Raw genomic sequence first — 21,842 nt, 5'->3', positions numbered from 1 at the left:
TCCCGGCATGGCCTCAGGGCGCGCTGTCCCATTTCTCCACGTCGCCCGCGATGCCCGCCCAGTCGCCGGTGCCGAGCACGCGCTCGGGGTTGGTGGGCGGCGGCATGACCACGCCCGCGAGCTTCCGAAAGCCGAAGCGCGCGTAATAGGGCGCGTCGCCCACCAGCATCACCCGCGCCCAGCCAAGCCCGTGGCTCCGCTCCAGGCTCTCGGTCACCAGCCATGCGCCAAGGCCCTCGCCCTGCCGCGTCGGGTGCACCGCGACCGGCCCGAGCAGCAGCGCGGCATGGCCGCCCACCCGCACCGGCCAGTAGCGGATCGCGGCGGCCAGAATTCCCTCGCCGTCCCGCGCCAGCAGGCACAGGCCCGCCACCCGGTCGACCCCGTCGCGCAGCCGGTAGGAACTGAGCGCCTCGCGGCCCGGTGCAAAACAAGTGTCGTAGAGCGCTTCAACCTCCCAACGGTCCTCCGCGCTCTCCTCGCTGAGCCTGTATCCGATCACGCCTGCCGTCCCTTCCGCACTGGCAGCCCCCTAGCACGCACGCTACCTTCCCGCAAACGCCGCAAGGAGCCCGAATGTTCTATACCCCCGAAGATGGCCACGGCCTGCCGCACAACCCCTTCAACGCCATCGTCTCGCCCCGGCCCATCGGCTGGATCAGCTCGCGCGGGGCCGAAGGACACGACAACCTCGCCCCCTATTCCTTCTTCAACGCCATCGCCTATGTGCCGCCGCAGGTGATGTTCTGCTCCACCGGCACCAAGGACTCGCTGATGAACATCCGCGAGACCGGCGTGTTCTGCGTGAACATCGTCGAGGCCGCCGCGCGCGACGTGATGAACGCCACCTCCGCCGCCCACCTGCCCACGGTGGACGAGTTCGAGAAGGCCGGCATCGAGAAGGCCGAGTGCGACACCATCGTCTGCCCCCGCGTCGCCCACGCGCCCGCCAACCTCGAATGCCGGGTGGTCCAGCTCGTCCAGCTCAAGGGCAAGGACAACCACATGGTCATCGGCGAGGTGACCGGCGTGCATATCCGCGACGACTGCCTGAAGGACGGCCGCTTCGACGTGACCACCTTCCAGCCGCTCTCCCGCCTGGGCTACCGCGACTATGCCGTGGTGGAGAACGTCTTCGAACTGAGCCGCCCCGACGACTGAGGCCGCGCCATGAGCCGCGCCGAAGACAGTGTCCAGGCCGCGCTCGGCCCGGCCCTGCTCGAGCGGTTCGACGGCATGGCCCACCAGGCGCAGTTGCCCGCGATCACGGTCGACGGCCTGCGGGTCGAGCTCTCGATCAGCGGCTTGGGCCGCGCGCCCGAGGCCGCCGACCCCGAGGCCGCCGACCCTGAGTCTTCCGTCGCCCTGCTGCGCCGCCTTGTCGAGGAGGCCCGGCCTTTCGTGGCCGTGCTCGACAAGGCGGTGCCGTCGGCCCGGTCCGATCTGGCGCGTCACGGCTGGCCCGAGGGGCTGGCCCGAGGGGCTGGCGATGTCGCAGCTCACCTTCCACTATTCCATCGAGGGCGAGCCGACTCTGCTGCTGGTCACCGAAGACCCGATCTACGCCTTTCGCGTTTCGGCCGATGGCGCGGTGGAGGGGGATCTCCACTGCCGCGATGTCGCCTCCGAGGCCGCCAGCCTTCAGGCCCTGCACGACCTGCCCGCGCTCTCTCCACTCCACCACCCCCGTTTCGGGCCGGTCGGCCGCGAGGTTCTGGCCGATCTGCATCCGTCCCGCATCGGCTGGCGCCGCGTGCCGCTGTCGCTCTACCTCCCCCTGCCGAGATCCCACCTTCGACCCCGCCGAGCTCGATCCCTTCGTCCTGCTCCTCCAGCGCGCCCGCAGGCTGCTGCCGGGTCTGCGCGCCGCGCTGGCCCTGCTGCGCCAGGATTGGGCGCAGAACTGGCTGACCCCCGAGAACGGCCCCCTGGCCGATGCCTTCTTCCGGGCGTTTCCCGAGGCCCGGCGCTCGGGCGCGGTCTCCGAGGCCCGCTTCATGCGCGCCATGCGCCTGCACGCCATCCCGCTGTCACCGCGCGACCCGGGCCTGGGGCCCCAGGCCAGCTGGGATTTCCACGCCCTGCCCCGCGACGACGACCACATCATCTTCGTGGCCCGCACCGCGCCGGACGGGCGGGTGATCGAGGGTGTGACCGAGAGCTGAGCCCCATCCTCGGTGGTGTTCGGCGGGCGACCGGCGCACGCGCCCCATTTACAGAACAAATCACGAACACTATCCTGCCCCCATGCCCCACGACCCGCTCTCCCACATGCCCCACCACGCCCGCCACGCCTGCGTGGTGACGGGAGAGTTCGCCCTGGCCACGGGCCGGGTGCACGAGCTCTGCGGCCCGTCCCGGCAGGCCCTGGCGCTGGCGGTGGCGGCGCGGCTCTCCGGCCCGGTGATCTGGATCGCGCCCGCCTGGCAGGGCGAGGCGCTCTGCGGCGCGGGCGTCGGCCGCTGGATCGACCCGGCGCGGCTCCTGATGGTGCGGGCGGGCCGCCCGATGGAGCTGCTCTGGTGCATGGAGGAGGCCCTGCGCGCGGGGGCGGTGCCGCTGGTGGTGGCCGATCTCGAGGCGCCGCCGGGCATGGTGCCGGTGCGGCGTCTGCACCTGGCCGCCGGCACGCCCGAGGGTGCGGCCCCGCTGGGGCTGATCCTCACCCCCGGCGAGGGCGGCGCGCCCGGGGTGGAGAGCCGCTGGCACGCCACGCCCGACCATGGACCCGGCCTCACGCGCTGGCGGCTCTCCCGGCGGCGCGCCCGCATGGCCCCGCCCGCCGCCTGGCACCTCGCCCAGCCCGCCGCCCGCGCGCCGCTGGTGCTCACGCCGCTTGCCGCGCTGGAGCAATCGGCGTAGGCCAGTCACAGCCCCTTCCCCGCCGGCCCGCGAAAAACGACGCCCCCCGTCGCGCCATGGCCAGCCCAGCCAGAGCCGTCACGCGACCCCGCCCCATGCGCCTCCTGCTCACCTTCGCCCCGCTCCTCGCCTCCGTGGCCCTGCTCCAGCTCTCCTCGGGCGGCCTCGGCCCGATGGATGCGCTCTCGGGCCTGACGCTGGGCTTTTCCACCGGCGAGATCGGCCTGCTGGGGTCGGCGCATTTTCTCGGCTTCTTCCTCGGCTGCTGGTGGGCGCCCCGGCTGATGGGCACCGTGGGCCACGCCCGCGCCTTCGCCGCCTTCGGCGCGCTCGGGGCGATCGGTCTGCTGGGGCACATGCTGCTCACCACGCCCTGGGCCTGGGCCGGGATGCGGGTGGCCTCCGGCCTCTGCATCGCCGGCTGCTACACCGTCATCGAAGCCTGGCTCCAGGCCCGGGTGACCAACGAGACCCGGGGCCGCGCAATGGGTGGCTACCGGCTGGTCGACCTCGGCGGCTCGCTGCTGGCGCAGCTGCTGGTCGGCGTGCTGGAGCCCGCCACCTATGCCGCCTACACCCTGCTGGCGATCCTGTGCTGCGCCGCGCTCCTGCCGATGGCGCTGACCACCGCCGCCCAGCCCGCCACGCCCGAGGCCCCGCGCCTGCGCCCCGCCCTCACCTTCGCCCGTTCGCCGCTGGCCGGCGCCGCCGTGCTGGTGGCCGGGCTGACCTCGGGCAGCTTCCGCACCGTGGGCCCGGTCTATGGCCAGGCCGTCGGCCTCGGCCCCGAGCAGATCGGCCTCTTCCTCGCCATCTGGATCGGCGGCGGCGCGCTGGCGCAATGGCCGGTGGGCTGGCTCGCCGACCGCTACGACCGGCGCTGGGTGCTGATCGGCCTCTCGGTCGCCTCCACCCTGTCGTGCCTGGCCACCATCGCCACCTCCGGCTCCACCGCCGCGATCCTCGCCACGGCGGCCTTCTTCGGGCTCACCAGCTTTCCGATCTACTCGGTCGCCGCCGCCCATGCCCACGACTGGGCCTCCGACGAGGAGCGCGTCGAGCTCTCGGCCTCGCTGATGTTCGCCTTCGCCGCCGGGGCCATCGCCGCGCCGCTCACCGCCTCCTGGCTGATGGCCGCCACCGGCGCGGCGGCGCTCTTCTGGCTCATCGCCCTGGCCCATGTGGCGCTGGCGGTGATCGGCACCATCCGGATGCGCGCCCGCCCCACGGCAACCCGCACCCGCTACATCTACGCCCCGCGCACCAGCTTCCTGATCGGGTGGCTCACCGGGCGGCAACGCAAGGACAAGTAGGGCCGCGCAGCCGTTGCCCCTCGCCGCCGCCTGCTGTAACCCATCGGCCAACTTCCGACAAAGGCCCCACCCATGCCCCGCACGCTCATCACCTCCGCCATTCCCTACATCAACGGGATCAAGCACCTCGGCAACCTGGTGGGCTCCCAGCTCCCCGCCGACCTCTACGCCCGCTACTGCCGGGCGCGCGGCGACGAGGTGCTGTTTCTCTGCGCCACCGACGAGCACGGCACCCCCGCCGAGCTGGCCGCCGCCAAGGCAGGCAAGCCGGTGGACGAGTTCTGCGCCGAGATGCACGAGGTCCAGGCCGCTATCGGCGCGGGCTTCGGCCTGTCGTTCGACCACTTCGGCCGCTCCTCCTCGCCGCAGAACCACCGGCTGACCCAGCATTTCGCCGGGGCGCTGGCGGCGAACGGGCTGATCGCCGAAGTCTCCGAGAAGCAGGTCTATTCCAACGCCGACGGCCGCTTCCTGCCCGACCGCTACATCGAGGGCACCTGCCCCAACTGCGGCTACGACAAGGCCCGCGGCGACCAGTGCGAGAACTGCACCAAGCAGCTCGACCCGACCGACCTGATCAATCCCCGCTCCGCCATCTCCGGCTCCACCGACCTCGAGGTGCGCGAGACCAAGCACCTCTACCTCAAGCAGCGCTCGCTGCGCGACGAGCTGTCGAGATGGATCGACAGCAAGGCCGACTGGCCCGTGCTCACCACCTCCATCGCCCGCAAGTGGCTGAACGACGGCGACGGGCTGCAAGACCGCGGCATCACCCGCGACCTGCACTGGGGCGTGCCCGTCAAGAAGGGCACCGAGGACTGGCCGGGCATGGAGGGCAAGGTCTTCTACGTCTGGTTCGACGCGCCGATCGAATACATCGCCTGCGCCGAGGAATGGCAGGACGCCGGCAAGGGCAGCGACTGGGAGCGCTGGTGGCGCACCGACAAGGGCGCCGAAGATGTGCGCTACGTGCAGTTCATGGGCAAGGACAACGTGCCCTTCCACACGCTGAGCTTCCCCGCCACCATCCTCGGTTCCGGCGAGCCCTGGAAGCTGGTGGATTACATCAAATCGTTCAACTACCTGAACTACGAGGGCGGCCAGTTCTCCACCAGCCAGGGCCGCGGCGTCTTCCAGGACCAGGCGCTGGAGATCCTTCCCGCCGACTACTGGCGCTGGTGGCTGCTCAGCCACGCGCCCGAAAGCTCCGACACCGAGTTCACCTGGGAGACCTTCCAGCAGGACGTGAACAAGGACCTGGCCGACGTGCTGGGCAACTTCGTGTCGCGGGTGACCAAATTCTGCCGCTCCAAATGGGGCGAGGAGGTGCCGGCGGGCGGGGCGCTCTCCGAACGCGGCAAGGCCCTGATCGACGACCTGCAGGGCAAGCTCGCCGACTATACCGCCCAGATGGATGCCATCGAGGTCCGCCGCGCGGCGGCCACGCTGCGCTCCATGTGGGTGGCGGGCAACGAGTTCCTGCAATCGGCGGCGCCCTGGACCACCTTCAAGCAGGACCCCGAGGCAGCGGCGGCGGATGTGCGCCTCGCGCTCAACCTGATCCGGGTCTATGCCGTGCTCTCCGCGCCCTTCATCCCCTTCTCCGCCGAGCGGATGCTGGCCGACATGCGCACCGACGAGGCCGCATGGCCCACCGACCTCTCCGCCGCGCTCACCGCGCTGCCCGCCGGCCACGCCTTCACCGTGCCCGAGGTGCTCTTTGCCAAGATCGCCGACGAGACCCGCGAGGACTGGGCCGCGCGATTCTCCGGCATCCGGAGCTGAACCCGAGCTACGACTAAAGTCGCATAAAGCCCGCCTCGAGGGAGGTGAGTCGGGATAAATACGTGAAAACTTTCACGATCCGCTTGCTTTGAAGGCCGAAGCAGCGTGCAATTGACACCGGGGGCAGGTTCGTGGGCACAAAGCATTGCGCCATGAGGGAAGGGGCATCATGAACCCTCGACCCAGCTTGCAGGAAGAACCTTCCGTGCTCGACCACGGCTTCGATGCGCTGTTCCTCATCGAACCCCTGCTGCTGCACTCCATCGACGAACATGGCACGCTGCTCAATGTCTCCACCGCCTGGGCCCGCCTCCTGGGCTACAGCCGCGAGGAGCTGATCGGCCGCCGCTCCGTCGATATCATGGCCCCCCGGAGCCGCGCCTACGCCCTGACCCACGGCCTTCCCATGCTCTACGACCGCGGCCATGTGAGCAACATCTCCTACGAGTTCCTGCGCGCCGACGGCCGACCGATCCCGGTGCTGCTGTCATCGGGCGCGATCCGCGATGCCTCGGGCCGCTACGTCAAGAGCCTCACCGTCATCACCGACGACCGCCGCGCCCGCTATGCCGAGCGCGAGCTCGATGCCCGCGCCCAGCGCGACCACGAGGGCGCAGGCGCGCTGCGGGACCTGCTGGAGAAACTCGGCCACGACACCCGCACGCCGCTCGGCGCCATCCTCGGCTTCGCCGGGCTGATGGAGCAGGGCGAACTCGAGAGCGGGCAGCGCGCCCGGCTGGCCGAGGTGCTGAAGGCCGCCGAGGCGCTGCGCGGGGCGCTCGATGCCGCGCTGGCCGCGGCCGAGGGCGGCCTCGCCCCGCGCCGCCGCTCCAGCTCTCCGATGCCGCGCCAGGACGACGCCCCCCGCCGCCGCCTGCCCCTCGCCCCGATGCGGGTGCTGCTCGCCGTCGCCGATGCCGCCGCGCAGGATCATCTCCGCGCCCTGCTGCGGGCCGCCGGCCACGAGGTGATCGCCGTCGCCAACGGCTACGAGGCCATCGAGGCGCTCTTCGCCGGCCCGGCCGATCTCGCCGTGATCGACCTCGACATGCCCGGCCTCTCCGGCCCCGCCACGGTGTCGCAGATCCGCAACTCGGGCCGCAGCTTCCGCGATGTTCCGGTCATCGCCTGCTCCGGCGCGGCCAACCCGCCCGCCCTCTCCGCCCTGCGCGGACAGGGGATGGATGGCCTTCTCGGCCCCGATTGCACACCCGGCACGCTGGAGGCCGAGATGCGCCGCGCGCTCGAGGGCCGCTCGCCCTAGGCGCCGCCCCGCAGCCTTGCCGCCCCCGGCCCCCGACCCCGCTCCCCCCGATCCCGCCCCCCGCGCCCCAGCGCCGCACCCCACTTCCCTTCCGGCCCGGCGCCATACATGTTCCCCGCAATGCTGCTGACCGCCAAAGACCTCCACAAGACCTTCGCGCTCCCCGGCGGCGGCAGCCAGCCCGTGCTCAACGGTGTCTCCCTCTCCCTCGCACCGGGCGAGACCCTCGCCCTGACCGGCGAGAGCGGCTCTGGCAAATCCACGCTCCTGCACCTGCTCGCCGGGCTCGAACGCCCCGACAGCGGCACCGTCACGCTGGATGGCGCGCCGCTCTCCGCCTTGCCCGACGCCGCCCGCGCCGAGGCCCGGCGCACCCGCATCGGGCTGGTCTTCCAGCAGTTCAACCTGATCCCCTCGCTCGATGTCGCCGCCAACCTCGCCTTCCAGGCCCGCCTCGCCGGGCGGCACGATGCCCGATGGTGCGCCACCCTCGCCGAGCGGCTCGGCCTCGCCCCGCAGCTCTCCGCCTGGCCCGAAACCCTCTCCGGCGGCCAGCAGCAACGCCTCGCCATCGGTCGCGCGCTGGCCGCCAGGCCGCCGCTCCTGCTCGCCGACGAGCCCACCGGCAATCTCGACGAGGACAATGCCGCCACCGTTCTCGCGCTCATGCTCGAACTTGCCGCCGAAACCGGCGCCGCCCTTGTCACCGTCACCCATTCCGCCACCGTCGCCGCCGCCATGTCGCGCCGCCTGCACCTGTCGCACGGCCGGCTGGCATGACCCGGCCGCCCTCGCTCCCGCGCACCACCGCCGCCCCGCCGCGAGAGCGCCTCGAAGCGCGGACGAGCATGCACCGATGACCGGCGCCGCCCTCTCCGCCCTGCTCTCCCACTGGCGCCGCCACCCCGGCCAGCTGGCCACGCTTCTGCTCGGCATCGCGCTGGCCACCGCGCTGTTCTCTGCCGTGCAGGCGATCAACGCCGAGGCCCGCGCCTCCTATGCCGCCTCCGAGGCCACCCTCTCCCCCGACGCGCCCGACCATCTGACCTCCCCCACGGGCCGCATCCCGATGCAGAGCTTCCTCGCCCTGCGCGCCGCCGGCTGGCAGGTCTCCCCGGTCTGGGAGGGCGCAACGCCCGAGGGCCTCACCCTCCGCGGTTACGACTTCCTCACCCTCCCCATGGGCAGCCTGCCCGACCTCGCGCCCACCCTGGCGCAGATGCCCCCCTCCGCCCTCGTCACCCTGCCCCCTCCGGCCTGGGCCGCGCCCGAAACCCTCGCCCGCGCTCCCCAGGCCACCCCGGCCCCCGGCCTCGCGCCCGGCCTGATCGTCACCACCATCGACGGCGCGATGACCCTCGCCCCCTCGGGGGCCATCACCCACCTGCTGGTCGCGCCCGATGCCGCCCAGCCGCTCACCCGTCCGCCGCTCTCCGAGGTGGCGCCCAGCCTCACCCGCAGCCGCCCGCAGGGCGGTGCCGAGATCGCCCGGCTCACGCGCAGCTTCCACCTCAACCTCACCGCCTTCGGGCTGCTCTCCTTCGCGGTCGGCCTCTTCATCGCCCATGGCGCGATCGGGCTGGCCTTCGAACAGCGCCGCCCGATGATCCGCACCCTCCGCGCGCTGGGGCTCTCCACCCGCCTGCTCGCCGCGCTCACCCTGGCAGAGCTCACCGCCTTCGCCCTCGTCGCGGGAGCCCTCGGCCTTGTGCTCGGCCATGTCACCGCCGCCGCGCTCCTGCCCGATGTCTCCGCCTCCCTGCGCGGTCTCTACGGCGCGGCCCTGCCCGGACAGCTCGCCTTCCGGCCGTCCTGGGCGGCCACCGGGCTGGCCATCGCCCTCGCGGGCACCCTGGCCGCCGGCACCGGCGCGCTGATCGGCCTCGCTCGGCTGCCCATCCTCGCCTCCGCCCGGCCCCGCGCCTGGGCCCGCGCCTCCTCGCGCAGCCTCACCCTCCTGGCCGCAGCCGGCCTCGCCCTCGCCGCCGCGGGGGCCGCCGCCGTGCCGCTGGTCGGCGGCCTCCCCGGCGGCTTCGCCCTGCTCGGCGGGCTCCTGCTCGGTGCGGCCCTCGCCCTGCCCGCCCTGCTCGCCGCCCTCCTCGCCGCCGCCGAAGCCCTCGCCCGCCGCCCGCTCGCCCAATGGCTCTGGGCCGATGCCCGCCAGCAGCTTCCCGGCCTGCGCCTCGCCCTCATGGCCCTGCTCCTGGCGCTGGCCACCAACATCGGCGTCGGCACAATGGTCAGCTCCTTCCGCCTCACCTTCACCGGCTTCCTCGACCAGCGCCTCGTCTCCGAGCTCTACGTCACCGCCCGCACCGAGGCGGAGGCGGCCCGCCTGCGCGCCTTCCTCGACACCCGCCCCGAGGTCCAGGCCACCCTGCCCATCTGGCACGTCACCCTCCCGCTCGCCGACCAGGGCACCGGCGAGCTCTACGGCGTTGCCAACCACGCCACCTACCGCGAGAACTGGCCGCTGCTCTCCGCCACACCCGACGCCTGGGACCGCCTCGCCACCGGCGATGCGGTGATGATCAACGAGCAGCTCGCCCGCCGCGCCGGCCTCTCGCCCGGCGACAGCCTCCGCCTCGCGCCCGATTGGCACCCCACCATCGTCGCCACCTACTCCGATTACGGAAACCCCGGCCCCCAGGCGATCGTCGCCACCCTCGCGCTCACCCGCCACTTCCCCGATGTGTCCCGGCTCCGGCATGGCATCCGTGCCGAGCCTTCCGACATTCCCGCGCTCACCGCCGCCCTGACGGAGGACTTCGGCCTGCCGCCCACCGCGCTGGTGCCGAACGCCGAGATCAAGGCCTACTCGCTGGCGATCTTCGAGCGCACCTTCGCGGTGACGGCGGCGCTGAACGCGCTCACCCTCGGCGTGGCGGCGCTGGCCATCCTCACCGCCATGCTGACCCTCTCCACCATGCGCCTGCCCCAGCTCGCCCCGGTCTGGGCCATGGGCACCACCCGCGCCCGGCTGGCCACGCTGGAGGCCGTCCGCACCCTCGCGCTGGCCGCCTTCACCGCCGCTTTCGCCCTGCCCCTCGGCCTCGCCCTCGCCTGGGCGCTGCTCGCCGTGGTCAACACCCAGGCCTTCGGCTGGCGGCTGCCGATGTTCCTCTTCCCCGGTCAATGGGCGCTGCTCTTCGCCACCGCCATGGCCGCCGCCGCGCTGGCCTGCTTCTGGCCGGTGCTCAAGCTCCGCCGCACCCGGCCCTCCGCCTTCCTCAAGGTCTTCGCGAGCGAAAGATGACCCTCACCCGCCGCACCCTTCTCGCCGCCCTCGCGGCCACCCCGCTCACGGCCCGCGCCCAGGGCTTCGCCGGTCTCGGCACCGAGGCCGAGGGCTTCGCCCTGCCCTCCCGCGACACGCGGCTCGCCTTTCCCGCCGACCACGGCCCCCACCCCGCGTTCCGCATCGAATGGTGGTATCTCACCGCCACGCTCGAGGGCCCCGACGGCACCCCCTACGGCGTCCAGTGGACCCTGTTTCGCTCCGCCCTCGCCCCCGAGGCACAGGGCCGCGAGGCCAAGGGCTGGGGCTCGCCGCAGGTCTGGATGGCCCATGCCGCCCTTACCACGCCCGAGGCCCACCATTCCACCGAGCGCCGCGCCCGTGGCGGCACGGGCCAGGCCGGCGTCACCGCCACGCCCTTCTCCGCCTGGATCGACGACTGGCAAGTGACCTCCACCGCCGCCACCGGCGACGCGCTCGACGCGCTGCGCCTCACCGCCTCCGCCCCCGATTTCGCCTACGACCTCGCGCTCACCGCCACCGGCCCGCTCGTGCTGCACGGGGCCGAGGGCTATTCGGTCAAAAGCCCCGGCGGCCAGGCCAGCCACTACTACTCCCAGCCCTTCTACGACCTCACCGGAACCGTCACCCTCCCCGACCGGGCCATCCCCGTCACCGGCAAGGCCTGGCTCGACCGCGAGTGGTCCTCCCAGCCGCTGGCCGAAAACCAGGACGGATGGGATTGGATCTCGCTCTCCTTTTCCTCCGGTGCCCGCCTGATGGGCTTCGCCCTGCGCAGCACCGACGGCACGGCCTTCACCTCCGCCACCTGGATCGAGCCCGACGGCACCGCCACCGCCTATCCCGACGGCGCCCTCACCCTCACCCCGCTGACCGAGGCCACCCCGCCCACCCGCTGGCGGGTCGAACTGCCCGACCGGGGCGTGAACGTGGAGATCGAGGCGCTCAACCCGCGCGCCTTCATGGAGGTCAGCTTTCCCTACTGGGAAGGGCCGGTCAGCATCACCGGCAGCCACGACGGCCGCGGCTACCTGGAAATGACAGGCTACGACTAGGCCGGCACCACCGTGTCGGCGTCCTCGACCCGCACCACCTTCAGCCCGGTGTCGAACAGCGCGCTGAGCACCCCGCCGGTCATCGCCAGCGCCCTGGGGCCGGATTTCACGATCCGCCCGTCCTTCATGGCGATGATCCGGTCGGCATAGCGCGCCGTCGCGCCAAGGTCGTGCATCACGATCACGATGCTGCGGGCGCCCTTCGCGCCGGGCCGCGACATCGCGTGCAGCCGCTCCATCAGGTCGCGCACATGGCGCGGGTCGAGCGCGGCGAGCGGCTCGTCGAGCAGCAGCCAGGGGGTCTCCTGCGCCCAGGCCATGGCGACGAAGGCGCGTTGCCGCTGCCCGCCCGAGAGCGTGTCGATCTGCCGCCGCGCCAGAGCCTCCAGCTCGAATTGCGCCAGCGCCTGCGCCACCATCTCCCGGTCGCGCGGGCCGGGGCGGCCCCGGTGCCAGCTCCAGCGGCCAAAGCTCACCAGGTCCTCCACCGTGAGCCGCGCGGTCACCTGATCGTTCTGCATCAACAGCGCCACCCGCCGCGCCCGCTCGGCCGGCGCGGTGCGGGCCATGTCGCAGCCCTCCACCTCGACCCGCCCCCGCCCCGCCGGGAGCAGCCCGGCGATGGCATGGAGCAGCGTCGACTTGCCCGCCCCGTTCGGCCCGATCAGCGCCGTGATGCCGCCCTCTCCGAAGGCCAGCGACAGGTTGTCGAGCACAGGCCGCTCGCCACGGGTCACGGTCAGACTGTCGATCCGGATCATCGGGCAGACCTCTTCAGCAAGAGAACGAGAAACAGCAGGCCGCCGAGGAATTCCACCACCACGGCCAGCGAGGATTGCAGCCCCAAAAGGCGCTCGAACAGGAACTGCCCGCCCACCAGGATCGCCGCGCCGATCAGCGCCGCCGCCGGAATCAGCACCCCGTGCCGCCAGGTGCCGCAGGCACGATAGGCGAGGCTCGCGGCGATCAGTCCCAAAAACGTGACCGGCCCCACCAGCGCGGTCGAAAGTGCCACCATCAGCGCCACCAGCGCCAGCCCGGTCAGCACCACCCGGTCATGGTCCAGCCCGATCCCCCGCGCCGCCTGCCGCCCCAGCCCCGCCGCGTCGAGCGCGGGGGCGAGCCGGAGCGCACCCGCCAGCGCGGCCACGAGCGTGGCCCCGGCGATGGCCAGCACGGTGGTGTCGACGGCGGTGAAGCTGGCGATGCTCGCCTGCTGGACGATGGCAAATTCCGAGGGGTCGAGCAGCCGTTGCGCAAAGCCGGTGAGCCCGCGCAGGAAGATGCCCAGGATCACCCCCGTCAGCACCATCCTCAGGATGTCTCCCGCGCCCCGCCGCAGCAGCAGCCCGAAGAGCGCGAGGCTTGCGGCCACGAGGCAGCCCGCCTCCAGCCCGAACCGCAGCACCACCGGCACCCCGGCCTGCGCCGCGCCGCCCAGCAGCATCACCGCGCCGGTCTGGATGAAGACATAGAGCGCATCGAACCCCACGATGCCCGGCGTCAGAAGCCGGTTTTCCGTCAGCGTCTGAAAGATCACCGTCGCCGCCCCGATCGCCGCGCCCACCACCACCAGCGTGGCCAGCTTGGTGGCCCTCAGCGCGAGGATGAACTCCACCGGCGCGCGCAGCTTCCACGCCAGGAACAGCGCCGCGACCCCGAGCAGGATCAGCGCCAGCGGCACAAGGCGGCGGGCCTCAGCCATGGGCGGCCTCCCGGCGCGGCGCATGGAGCAGCCACAGGAACAGCCCCGCCCCCAGCACGGCAAAGATCGTGCCCGCCGGAATCTCGTAGGGCCAGCGCACCACCCGGCCGAGAATGTCGCAGCCCAGCACCGAGACCGCCCCGAGCCAGGCCACCACGGGCAGGTTGCGCCGCAGGTTGTCGCCCCGCCAGCGCGACACGACGTTGGGCACCACGAGCCCCACGAAGGGGATCGCCCCGACCGTCACCACCACCGCGGCAGTGATCAGCGCCACCAGCACGAGGCCGGCAAGCAGCGTCTGGCGGTAGTTCAGCCCCAGGCTGCGGGCGGCGTCCTCGCCAAGCCCCAGCAGGGTGATCCGGTCGGCCGCAAGCCAGAGCGCCGGCGCCAGCGCGGCCACCAGCCACAACAGCTCGTAGCGCCCCGCCAGCACGCCCGAGAACTCGCCCGACATCCAGGTGCCGAGGTATTGCAGCAGGTCGGTCGTCCAGGCGAGCCAGAGCGCGGCGGCGCCGAGGATGCCGCCATAGATCAGCCCGACCAGCGGCAGCAGCACCGGGTCGCGGCGCGGCACATGGCGCGCGAGCAGCAAAAAGCCCAGCGTGCCGGCCAGCGCCGCCCCGGCGGCCACGCCCATCTTCACCATCAGCGCCGCACCCGGCGCGAGCAGGGTGATCGCCAGCAGCCCCAGCATCGCCGCCTCCGGCGTGCCCACGAGGCCCGGCTCCACCAGCCGGTTCTGCACCGCCATCTGCACCACCACGCCCGCCAGCGCGAGGCCCGCACCGGCCAGCAGGGCGGCAAGGGTCCGCGGCAGGCGGCTGACGGCCATCAGCAGCCCGCTGTCCACGTCACCCGAAAAGAGGCTCGCCGCCCCGATCAGCACGCTGGCGACGATCAGGACGGCGAGGATCGTTCCGGCGACCGCCCATCGGGCGGCCGGTGTCAATTGCCCGCCCCGGCGCCTTCCAGCGCGGTGGTCACTTCGGCGATGGTGCCCAGCATCGACTGGATGCCGCCGCCCGCGAGATAGAGCGCCGCACTGTCGAGGTAGACGATCTGCCCGGCCGCGCCCGCCTTGGTGCCCGCGATCAGCGGCGTGTCAAGCACGGCAGCGGCCGCTTCGCCCTCCTGGCCGATGGCCGCGCCCCGGTCGATCACGAAGAGCCAGTCCGGGTTCACCTCGGCCACGAACTCGAAGCTCACGGCCTCGCCATGGGTCTCGGCGGTCAGGTCGGGGAAGGCCTCGGGCAGGCCCAGCGTGGTGTGCAGCCAGCCAAAACGGCTGTCGTCGCCATAGGCCGAGATCTTGCCGCCGTTGACCAGCAGGATCAGCGCCGCGCCCTTGCCCTCGGCTGCCGCGTTGGCACCCGCGACGGCGGCATCGAGCTGGCCCACGAGCTCTGCGGCCTTGTCCTCGGCGGCAAAGAGCTTGCCAAAGGCCTCGAGCCGCGCCCGGCCTTCGCCCACGACATCCTCCCAGATCGTCATGTCGACGGTCGGCGCGATCTTCGACAACGGCTCCACCTGCTTCTGCGAGCGCCCGCCCGCCACGATCAGGTCGGGGGCCATGCTGGCAATGGCCTCGAAATCCGGCTCGAACAGGCTGCCCACCGGCTGCGCGGCGGCAAAGACCTCGGCGAGGTAGGCCGGCGGGGTGACGGCGGGCACCGCGTCGATGGTCACGCCCAGCGCCGAGATCGAATCGACCGCCGCGATGTCGAGCACCACGATCTTCTCGGGCGATACGGGCACCGAGGCGGCGCCGGCAAAGGTCTCTATCTCGACCGACTGGGCGGCCAGCGCGGCCGGCATCAGGGCCAGCGCCGCAAGGGCAGGAGAAAGCAGTTTCATGGCGAGGGCCTCTCGTTCTCGTGGGTCAGGGTGTCTGGACAATCCCGATTCATTCACTCAGGATATTTCCGACAAAAGAACTCAGAGATCCGTCAGATGCAAGAGCAACTCCACGACACCGGCCGTTTTGCCACCCGTTCGGCCAGCAAGTACATGCAACAGCTGTGCAAGCACTTCGCCCACAAGATCGACGTCCGCTACGACGCCACCTCCGCAGAGGCCGCGCTGCCTCCCGGCCCCGCGACGATGAGGGCCGAGCCGGAAGAACTGGTGATCGAGATCACCGCCCCCGACGAGGAAGGCCTGACCCGCGCCCGCGCTGTGATCGACAACCACCTCGTCCGCTTCGCCTTCCGCGAGAACTTCGAGACGATGGACTGGGAAGGGCTGGCCACCGCCACCTGACGGGCACAGGTCCGGACGGATGCGTCCGGCCAAGCTTGACTCTTTTAGTCGGTTATCGCAATCGACCCCCGCATACGACACGCCAGTCCCCCGTGCGGCCCGCAAGAAGGCGCCCCGGTGCAAGCCAGTCGGCAAAACACCAGAACATGGGGACATGACGTGAAGACCAACAAACTACGAACCATCCTGCTCGCCTCCACCGCCGTGCTGATCGCAGGCAGCGCGGCCGCGCAGGAGGTCATCGACCTCGAAGCCATCCGGGTCGAATCAGATGCCGCGCAAGACAGCCTCGGCAACGTCGAGATCTCCGCGCAGGAGATCGAGGAGCGCAACGCCGCCAGCACCGACGAGCTCTTCGCCGGCCAGTCCGAGATTCTCGCCTCCGGCGGCTCGGTGATCGCCCAGAAGGTGCTGGTCCACGGGCTCGAGGAGAGCAACCTCGCCGTCACCATCGACGGAGCCCGCCAGAACAAGGGCGCCTTCCACCACACCGGCAACGTGCCGCTCGACCCGTTCCTGCTGAAAAGCGTGAACGTCAGCTCCGGCCTCGCCCCGGCCGATGCAGGCCCCGGCGCGCTCGCGGGCATCATCGCCTACGAGACCAAGGACGCCCGCGACCTGCTGGAGCCCGGCGCCACCGTCGGCGGCTTCACCGGCCTCACCTTCGGCTCCAACGGCGGCACCTTCCGCCGCTCGGCCGCAATCTACGGCGCCCAGGGCGGCTTCGAGTACCTGCTGGCCTACTCCCGCCAGACCGGGGATGACTACGAGAACGGCGAGGGCACCGTGGTCGGCGGCACCGAGCCCGACCTCGAGGACGTGTTCGCCAAGGTGGCCTACACCACCGACAGCGGAAAACGCTTCGAGTTCTCGGCAGAGCAGATCTCCGACCAGGGCCTGCGCGCCTTCCAGGGCGGCTTCCCCCGCCCCGACTTCGACTACCTCAACAGCCCGACCCGCCCCACGACCTATCTCCGGGCGATCACCGAGCGCACCAGCTACAGCTTCACCTACACCGACGAGAATCCGCAGGGCCTCTGGGCACCCACGATCCAGCTGGCCTGGAACGAGCAACTGCTCGACGCCGAAAGCGCCCAGGGCCGCAACCGCAGCCTCTCGGGCAAGGCCGAAAACAGGTTTGCGCTCGGCTCCGGCGTGCTGACCGCGGGCATCGACTTCTTCCACGAGACCGCAACCAACACCGGCACCTCCGCCACCGCCGGCGAGGAGGAGCTTTCCAATATCGGCCTCTACGCCCAGATGCGGCAGGACGTGAGCCCCCGCGTCTCGCTCTCCTACGGCCTGCGGCTCGACAGCCAGACCTACACGGGCAACAGCGGGCAGGAGTGGTCGTCCTCCGGCGTCAGCGTCAACGCCGCGGCAGACGTCGTGCTGACCGACCGGCTGACGCTCAACCTCGGCGCGGCCTCCGTCTGGGGCGGCTACGAGCTCAACGAGGCCGCGCTGATCGGCCTGAACTCTGCGCCGGTCTACGGCGACCAGATCACCTCGCGGTCGACCAACTACCGCATCGGCCTGCGCTACGAGCAGGGCCCTTGGCAGGCGGGTTTCGCGCTCTTCCACACCGAGATCAAGGACGCCGACGATCCCTTCACCACCACGGGTGTAGCGGCGGCATACGACATCACCTCCGAGGGTTTCGACGCCAAACTGCGCTACACCGGTGCGCGCGGCTACATCGAGGGCAACTGGACCTATGCCGATGTCTCCGTCGATGACGGACCGGTGGGCACCACGGCCTATTACATCGGCCGCCCGGTGGGCCACATCATCGGCCTGTCCGGCGCCTATGACCTCAACGACCAGTGGACCGTCGGCGGCACCGCCGAGATCGCGCTCGAGGTCGATGACGTGCCCGCAGGCTACAATCCGCTGGAGAGCTACGAGGTGGTCAACCTCTGGACCACCTGGACCCCGCCCGCCTACGATGCCCTGACCCTCCGGCTCGACGTGAAGAACGTGTTCGACACCACCTATTCCGGGCGCGGCAACGACGGCGTCGGCTTCTCGGCTGTCGAACCCATCACCGAACCTGGCCGGACCTTCCTGATTTCGGCGAACATGAAGTTCTGATAGGCAACCATGCGGGAGGCGCACCGGCGGCGCCTCCCGACCCGACCCAAGGAGTCCGCCCGATGCAGATCCGCCCCGCCAGCTCGCACCTCAAGGCCGCCACCCTTACCCTGCTGTGCCTTTGCGCCCTGCCCGCGGCCGCGCAGCAGACCGCCGCGCCCGACGCAGCCCCCGAGGTTGTCACCGAGACCCCGGCGCCCGAGGCCCCCGTCCTCCCCGCCGACACCTCGCCCGCCGCACCCGATACGGCCCCCGCGCCCTCCGCCCCGGCGGCATCCGATGCGCCCGCCGCCCCCGACACCACCCCCGCGCCCGACGATCCGGCAGCGGCCCAACCTGCCCCCGCCTCCGCACCAGAGACCACCCCCGCCGCCCCGCTCGACCGGGCCACCCGCTTTCTCGTCGACGGCGGCCCGGCGATCTGGGCCATCACCGCGCTGGCTGTGCTCACCCTCGCCCTGATCCTCTGGAAAACCTGGCGCTTCTTCCTCGCCGGGGCCTGGTCGCGCGGGGCGGCCTTCCGCGCCGTCGAGGCCTGGGCTGCGGGCGACGCCCCCGCCGCCCTCGCCCTGCTCGAAGGCCGCAAGGGCACCCGCAGCCGCCTCACCCGCGCTGCCATCGAGGCCCGCCTGGCGCTCGACGAGCCCGCCGCCCGCGAGGAGGTCACCCGCGCCGCCCGCCGCCGGCTGGGCGAGCTCTCCACCGGGCTGCGCGCGCTCGAGCTGATCGCCACCATCGCGCCGCTGCTGGGCCTGCTCGGCACCGTGCTGGGCATGATCGAGGCCTTCCAGACCCTGCAAACCGCCGGCAGCCGCGCCGATCCCTCGCTGCTCGCGGGCGGCATCTGGGAGGCGCTGCTGACCACCGCCGCAGGCATGGCCGTGGCGATCCCCGCCTCCGCCGCGCTGACCTGGTTCGAGAGCGTGCGCGATTCCATCCGCGCCGACATGGAAGACATCGCCGCCCGCATCTTCATCGCCGACACCCCGCCGCCCAGGGCCGCCCCCGCCATGGCGCGAGCCGCCGAGTGACCCTCTTCGAGCCGCCCCGCAAGGCCCGCAGGCCAAGCCTCACGCCGCTGATCGACGTGGTCTTCCTGCTGCTGGTCTTCTTCATGCTGGCCTCGCGCTTCGGCACCGAGGTCATGCTGCCCCTGCCGCTGGCGGGCAGCGGCGGCGGTGCGGCGGCCTATTCCGGCCCGCCCCGGCTGGTCGACATCACCCCCCAGGGCACCCGCCTGAACGGGGTGGAAACCGACGAGCAGGTGCTGGCCACCGCGCTGGCGCAGCTGACCGAATCCCCGGGCGACACCATCATCCTGCGCGGCCGCGAGGGCGCCAGCCTGCAACGTGTGGTGACCCTGGCCGAGACCCTGCGGGCAGCGGGGTTCACCGCCCTGGTGCTGGTCGAATGATGGAGTTCTCCGATCCGCCCCGCCGCAGCGCCACCGAGTCGGTGCTGCCGATGATCAACGTGGTCTTCCTGCTGCTGATCTTCTTCCTGATGACCTCCAGCCTCGCCCCGCCCGAGCCGATCGAGGTCGCGCCGCCGCAGGCCACGGGCGAGGAGGCCCGGCGCCGCGAGGCGGTGCTCTACATCGGGCCCGACGGCACCCTGGCCTTCGGCGCGGCCCGAGGCGAGGCCGCGCTCGCCGGCTTCGTCGCGGTCGCCGGCGAGGCGGCCCAGCTCCGCGCCGATGCCGCCGCCGAGGCCGTCGTCGTCGCCCGCGTGCTCGGGCAACTCGCCGCCGCCGGCCTGCCCCGCGTCGAGCTCGTGGCGGTGCCGCGATGAGATACGACTTCCCCGTCTTCGTCGGCCTCGCCGCCGCCCTGCACATCGCTATCGCCTTCGCCCTGCCCGCCTCCGACGGCGGCACCACCACGGGCGGCGAGGGCGGAGAGAGCGCCGCCTCCGTCATCCCCGCCGACGCCACCCTCGCCGCGATGGTCCAAAGCTGGGATCGCCCGCCCGAGCTGTCCGACCCTTCGGAGCAGGCCCCACCCGAGCCGCCCGCGCCGGAGGCGCCGCCCGAGCTGACGAGCACGCCCGATGCGCTGCGCCCCGCCGCGCTGCCGCAACCGGTCCGGCCCGAACCGGCCGAGGCGCCCCCCGCGCTCGACACCGCCCCGGTGCTGCAAGCCAGCCCGGTGCCCCCCGCCGTCGAGGTGCCGCCCAGCGCACTGGCGCCGGTGCAGCTTCCCGCCGCGCCCGAGGCGCCGGTGCCCGTCGCGCTGCCCGAGGCCCAGCGCGCCACGCCCCACCCCGCGCCGCCCCGGGCCGAGCCGCCGCAACCGCCGGAGATCGACACCGCCAACGCCGAGCCGCTCGCGCCCCAGACCGCGCCGAGCCGCAGCATAAGGCCACGTGCGATGCCCGAGCGCCCCACCCCGCCGCCCGTCGCCAAGGCCCCCGAGCCCCAGCCGCCCGCCACGCCGCAACCCCAGCGCAGCGCCGAGCCCACCAAGGCCCGGCCCGCGCAGGAAAATTCGCAGGCCCGCGCCGGAGCCAAATCCGCAGGCACCGGCGGCTCGTCGCAGGCCGGCATCGCCCGAACCACCGGCGCCCGTCAGCTCTCCGCGAGCCAGAAGCAAAGCCTGATCGGCCAATGGGGCGCCCAGATCCGCTCGCGCGTCGAGCGCCGCAAGCGGTCGCCCGGCGGGCGCGGCCAGGTTGTGCTGCGCATCACCGTCGCCGCCTCCGGCCAGGTCACCGGCCTCGGCCTCGCGCGGTCCTCGGGCAACCCGCGCCTCGACCAGGCCGCGCTCCAGGCCGTCCGCAGCGCCGGGCGCATGCCCCGGGCGCCCGCCCAACTCGGCGGCGGGTCGCAGTCGTTCAACCTGCCGATGGATTTCAACTGATCCGGGCGGCGGCGGGCCATCTGCCTCCGCTTGCCGGGGGCAACACGCTCCCCCCTGGTGCCCGCGGCCGGACTCGAACCGGCACGGCGTAAAGCCAAGGGATTTTAAGTCCCCAGTGTCTACCATTCCACCACGCGGGCACGGGGGGCGGTCGCGGCGCGACCTTATCGCCCCGCGCGGGCAGCGAAAACCCGTCGCGTGGCGGGTCGCATCCTAGGGCCGGTCGCCGCGCTGGCGCAGCCGCGTCTGCCGCAGGGTCTCCACCAGCATCGCCGCCAGCAGGGCAAACACCAGCAGCCCGTTCGCCGCCGCCAGCCCTCCCAGCAGCCGCCATTCCTGCGGCAGGAGGATGTCGCCGAAGCCCAGGGTGGTGAAGGCCACCAACGCAAAGTAAACCGCCGCCTCCAGCGTGACGAACACACCGAGGCCCCAGAGCGCCAGCGCCCAGATCCAGACCGCGACGGTCATCACCACCAGCGTCCAGATCATCACCGCCGTGACCGCCGCCACCAGCCTGGGCCCCTGCGGCGGGCGCACCACCCAGCGGTGGATGCGGGCCAGGAAGGCCTCCAGCCCCCAGAGCGACAGGGCCGCCACCACCGTGGTCGCGCCCATGATCGCCGAGCCCAGCGCCAGTTGCCCCAGCATCAGCGGTCCCTCTCGATCTCGGCAACCTCCCGCCCGGGCCGCGCCCGGTAGCGCGGCAGCGAGAGCCCCCACCAGAGCCCCGCCGCCCGCAGCGCCAGCGCCACGGCAAAGCCTGCCACCAGCGCCGGCTCGCGGGCAAGCCCCGCCGCATCCGCCAGCGCCAGCACCAGCGCACCGGCAAAGGCCGCCGTCACGTAGATCTCGCGCCGCAGGATCACCGGCTCCTCGCCGCCCAGCAGGTCCCGCAGGATGCCGCCGAAGGAGGCCGTGGCAACCCCCATGGCCACCGCCACCGAGGGGCCCGCGCCCGCATCCAGCGCCCGCTCCGCCCCGGTCACGGCAAACAGCGCCAGCCCGACCGCGTCGAACCACAGCAGCACCCGGTACCGCGAGGCCGGGATGTGGGCCACGAAGAACACCAGCGCGCCCACGCCCGCGCAGACCAGCAGCACCTCCGGCCGCTCCACCCAGAATACCGGCGAAAGCCCCAGCACGAGGTCGCGCAGCGTGCCGCCGCCCACGCCGGTGACCACCGCGAGCAGGACAAAGCCCACCACGTCCATCTCCTTGCGCGAGGCCACCAGCGCGCCGGTCACCGCAAAGACGCAAAGGCCGAACCAGTCCAGCCCCGCCGCCACCGTCTCGAACATCAGCCGCCCTCCTGGCGCCATCAGACCCCGCCCGCCGGGCGGGTGCAACCCATGCGCGGCGCCTCGCCCCCGCGCCCCATTGACCCTCGG

Annotated in this window: 22 protein-coding genes and 1 tRNA gene; 15 read left to right on the top strand and 8 right to left on the bottom strand. The window is 72.4% G+C overall.

Going from position 1 to position 21,842, the window contains the following annotated elements; genetic code table 11:
* Nucleotides 1–13 precede the first annotated feature (13 nt).
* Nucleotides 14–502, bottom strand: coding sequence for a GNAT family N-acetyltransferase (locus BUR94_RS02870; RefSeq protein WP_245794351.1), 489 nt, complete (start codon nucleotides 500–502; stop codon nucleotides 14–16).
* A gap of 74 nt (nucleotides 503–576) precedes the next feature.
* Between BUR94_RS02870 and BUR94_RS02865 the strand changes: the two genes are divergently transcribed.
* The 9 genes from BUR94_RS02865 (at nucleotide 577) to BUR94_RS02825 (ending at nucleotide 11,538) form a co-directional block, all read left to right on the top strand.
* Complete coding sequence (locus BUR94_RS02865) at nucleotides 577–1,161, top strand: flavin reductase family protein (protein WP_074254756.1); 585 nt, start codon at nucleotides 577–579, stop codon at nucleotides 1,159–1,161.
* 455 nt (nucleotides 1,162–1,616) lie between these two features.
* Entirely contained in the window at nucleotides 1,617–2,165 is a 549-nt protein-coding gene (locus BUR94_RS02860) for a hypothetical protein (RefSeq protein WP_074254755.1), read from the top strand.
* A gap of 82 nt (nucleotides 2,166–2,247) precedes the next feature.
* The gene (locus BUR94_RS02855) at nucleotides 2,248–2,862 is read left to right on the top strand and encodes an ImuA family protein (RefSeq protein WP_074254754.1); all 615 of its coding nucleotides are present in this window, start codon (nucleotides 2,248–2,250) and stop codon (nucleotides 2,860–2,862) included.
* Between the two features lie 95 nt (nucleotides 2,863–2,957).
* Complete coding sequence (locus tag BUR94_RS02850) at nucleotides 2,958–4,175, top strand: MFS transporter (protein WP_074254753.1); 1,218 nt, start codon at nucleotides 2,958–2,960, stop codon at nucleotides 4,173–4,175.
* Between the two features lie 72 nt (nucleotides 4,176–4,247).
* Nucleotides 4,248–5,960: a methionine--tRNA ligase gene (metG, locus tag BUR94_RS02845; RefSeq protein WP_074254752.1), complete on the top strand. Its 1,713-nt coding sequence runs from the start codon at nucleotides 4,248–4,250 to the stop codon at nucleotides 5,958–5,960.
* Between the two features lie 169 nt (nucleotides 5,961–6,129).
* Nucleotides 6,130–7,224: an ATP-binding response regulator gene (locus BUR94_RS02840; protein ID WP_084192887.1), complete on the top strand. Its 1,095-nt coding sequence runs from the start codon at nucleotides 6,130–6,132 to the stop codon at nucleotides 7,222–7,224.
* A gap of 120 nt (nucleotides 7,225–7,344) precedes the next feature.
* A complete protein-coding gene (locus tag BUR94_RS02835) occupies nucleotides 7,345–8,004 on the top strand; it encodes an ABC transporter ATP-binding protein (RefSeq protein ID WP_074257544.1) in 660 nt (219 codons plus the stop codon).
* 76 nt (nucleotides 8,005–8,080) lie between these two features.
* On the top strand, nucleotides 8,081–10,480 hold the full coding sequence (locus BUR94_RS02830) for an FtsX-like permease family protein (RefSeq protein ID WP_074254750.1): 2,400 nt from the start codon (nucleotides 8,081–8,083) through the stop codon (nucleotides 10,478–10,480).
* Entirely contained in the window at nucleotides 10,477–11,538 is a 1,062-nt protein-coding gene (locus BUR94_RS02825; RefSeq protein WP_074254749.1) for a lipocalin-like domain-containing protein, read from the top strand. Before BUR94_RS02830 ends, BUR94_RS02825 begins: the two co-directional genes overlap by 4 nt.
* Here BUR94_RS02825 and BUR94_RS02820 read toward each other — a convergent pair.
* The 4 genes from BUR94_RS02820 to BUR94_RS02805 are packed head-to-tail and all read right to left on the bottom strand — an operon-like array spanning nucleotide 11,535 to nucleotide 15,097.
* Nucleotides 11,535–12,299 (bottom strand): ATP-binding cassette domain-containing protein, encoded by a 765-nt coding sequence (locus BUR94_RS02820; RefSeq protein ID WP_074254748.1) that lies wholly within the window; start codon nucleotides 12,297–12,299, stop codon nucleotides 11,535–11,537. The genes BUR94_RS02825 and BUR94_RS02820 overlap by 4 nt on opposite strands.
* The gene (locus BUR94_RS02815) at nucleotides 12,296–13,243 is read right to left on the bottom strand and encodes an iron chelate uptake ABC transporter family permease subunit (protein ID WP_074254747.1); all 948 of its coding nucleotides are present in this window, start codon (nucleotides 13,241–13,243) and stop codon (nucleotides 12,296–12,298) included. The genes BUR94_RS02820 and BUR94_RS02815 overlap by 4 nt, the downstream gene beginning before the upstream one ends.
* Complete coding sequence (locus tag BUR94_RS02810; RefSeq protein WP_074254746.1) at nucleotides 13,236–14,192, bottom strand: iron chelate uptake ABC transporter family permease subunit; 957 nt, start codon at nucleotides 14,190–14,192, stop codon at nucleotides 13,236–13,238. The genes BUR94_RS02815 and BUR94_RS02810 overlap by 8 nt, the downstream gene beginning before the upstream one ends.
* Nucleotides 14,189–15,097, bottom strand: a complete 909-nt coding sequence (locus BUR94_RS02805) for a siderophore ABC transporter substrate-binding protein (protein WP_074254745.1) — start codon at nucleotides 15,095–15,097, stop codon at nucleotides 14,189–14,191. The genes BUR94_RS02810 and BUR94_RS02805 overlap by 4 nt, the downstream gene beginning before the upstream one ends.
* A gap of 96 nt (nucleotides 15,098–15,193) precedes the next feature.
* On the opposite strand from BUR94_RS02805, the gene BUR94_RS02800 reads away from it, so the two are divergent.
* The 6 genes from BUR94_RS02800 to tolA all read left to right on the top strand — a co-directional run bounded on the left by BUR94_RS02800 (nucleotide 15,194) and on the right by tolA (nucleotide 20,454).
* Complete coding sequence (locus BUR94_RS02800; protein WP_074254744.1) at nucleotides 15,194–15,502, top strand: DUF2218 domain-containing protein; 309 nt, start codon at nucleotides 15,194–15,196, stop codon at nucleotides 15,500–15,502.
* A 159-nt stretch (nucleotides 15,503–15,661) separates the two neighbouring features.
* Nucleotides 15,662–17,596 carry a TonB-dependent receptor domain-containing protein gene (locus BUR94_RS02795; RefSeq protein ID WP_074254743.1) on the top strand — a complete coding sequence of 645 codons (1,935 nt, stop codon included), beginning with the start codon at nucleotides 15,662–15,664 and terminating at the stop codon, nucleotides 17,594–17,596.
* A gap of 62 nt (nucleotides 17,597–17,658) precedes the next feature.
* Complete coding sequence (locus BUR94_RS02790) at nucleotides 17,659–18,627, top strand: MotA/TolQ/ExbB proton channel family protein (RefSeq protein ID WP_074254742.1); 969 nt, start codon at nucleotides 17,659–17,661, stop codon at nucleotides 18,625–18,627.
* The gene (locus BUR94_RS02785; protein WP_074254741.1) at nucleotides 18,624–19,010 is read left to right on the top strand and encodes an ExbD/TolR family protein; all 387 of its coding nucleotides are present in this window, start codon (nucleotides 18,624–18,626) and stop codon (nucleotides 19,008–19,010) included. The genes BUR94_RS02790 and BUR94_RS02785 overlap by 4 nt, the downstream gene beginning before the upstream one ends.
* Nucleotides 19,007–19,387: an ExbD/TolR family protein gene (locus tag BUR94_RS02780; protein WP_342745195.1), complete on the top strand. Its 381-nt coding sequence runs from the start codon at nucleotides 19,007–19,009 to the stop codon at nucleotides 19,385–19,387. The genes BUR94_RS02785 and BUR94_RS02780 overlap by 4 nt, the downstream gene beginning before the upstream one ends.
* On the top strand, nucleotides 19,384–20,454 hold the full coding sequence (gene tolA, locus BUR94_RS02775) for a cell envelope integrity protein TolA (RefSeq protein ID WP_074254739.1): 1,071 nt from the start codon (nucleotides 19,384–19,386) through the stop codon (nucleotides 20,452–20,454). The genes BUR94_RS02780 and tolA overlap by 4 nt, the downstream gene beginning before the upstream one ends.
* 55 nt (nucleotides 20,455–20,509) lie before the next feature.
* Here tolA and BUR94_RS02770 read toward each other — a convergent pair.
* The 3 genes from BUR94_RS02770 to BUR94_RS02760 all read right to left on the bottom strand — a co-directional run bounded on the left by BUR94_RS02770 (nucleotide 20,510) and on the right by BUR94_RS02760 (nucleotide 21,752).
* Nucleotides 20,510–20,594 (bottom strand) — tRNA-Leu (locus tag BUR94_RS02770).
* Between the two features lie 73 nt (nucleotides 20,595–20,667).
* Complete coding sequence (locus BUR94_RS02765; protein WP_074254738.1) at nucleotides 20,668–21,102, bottom strand: ion channel; 435 nt, start codon at nucleotides 21,100–21,102, stop codon at nucleotides 20,668–20,670.
* A complete protein-coding gene (locus BUR94_RS02760; RefSeq protein ID WP_074254737.1) occupies nucleotides 21,102–21,752 on the bottom strand; it encodes a trimeric intracellular cation channel family protein in 651 nt (216 codons plus the stop codon). The genes BUR94_RS02765 and BUR94_RS02760 overlap by 1 nt, the downstream gene beginning before the upstream one ends.
* Between the last annotated feature and the right edge of the window lie 90 nt (nucleotides 21,753–21,842).

Source organism: Vannielia litorea (genome assembly GCF_900142295.1).
Lineage (GTDB): Bacteria > Pseudomonadota > Alphaproteobacteria > Rhodobacterales > Rhodobacteraceae > Vannielia > Vannielia litorea.
This window is presented reverse-complemented; position numbering and strand designations above follow the sequence as displayed.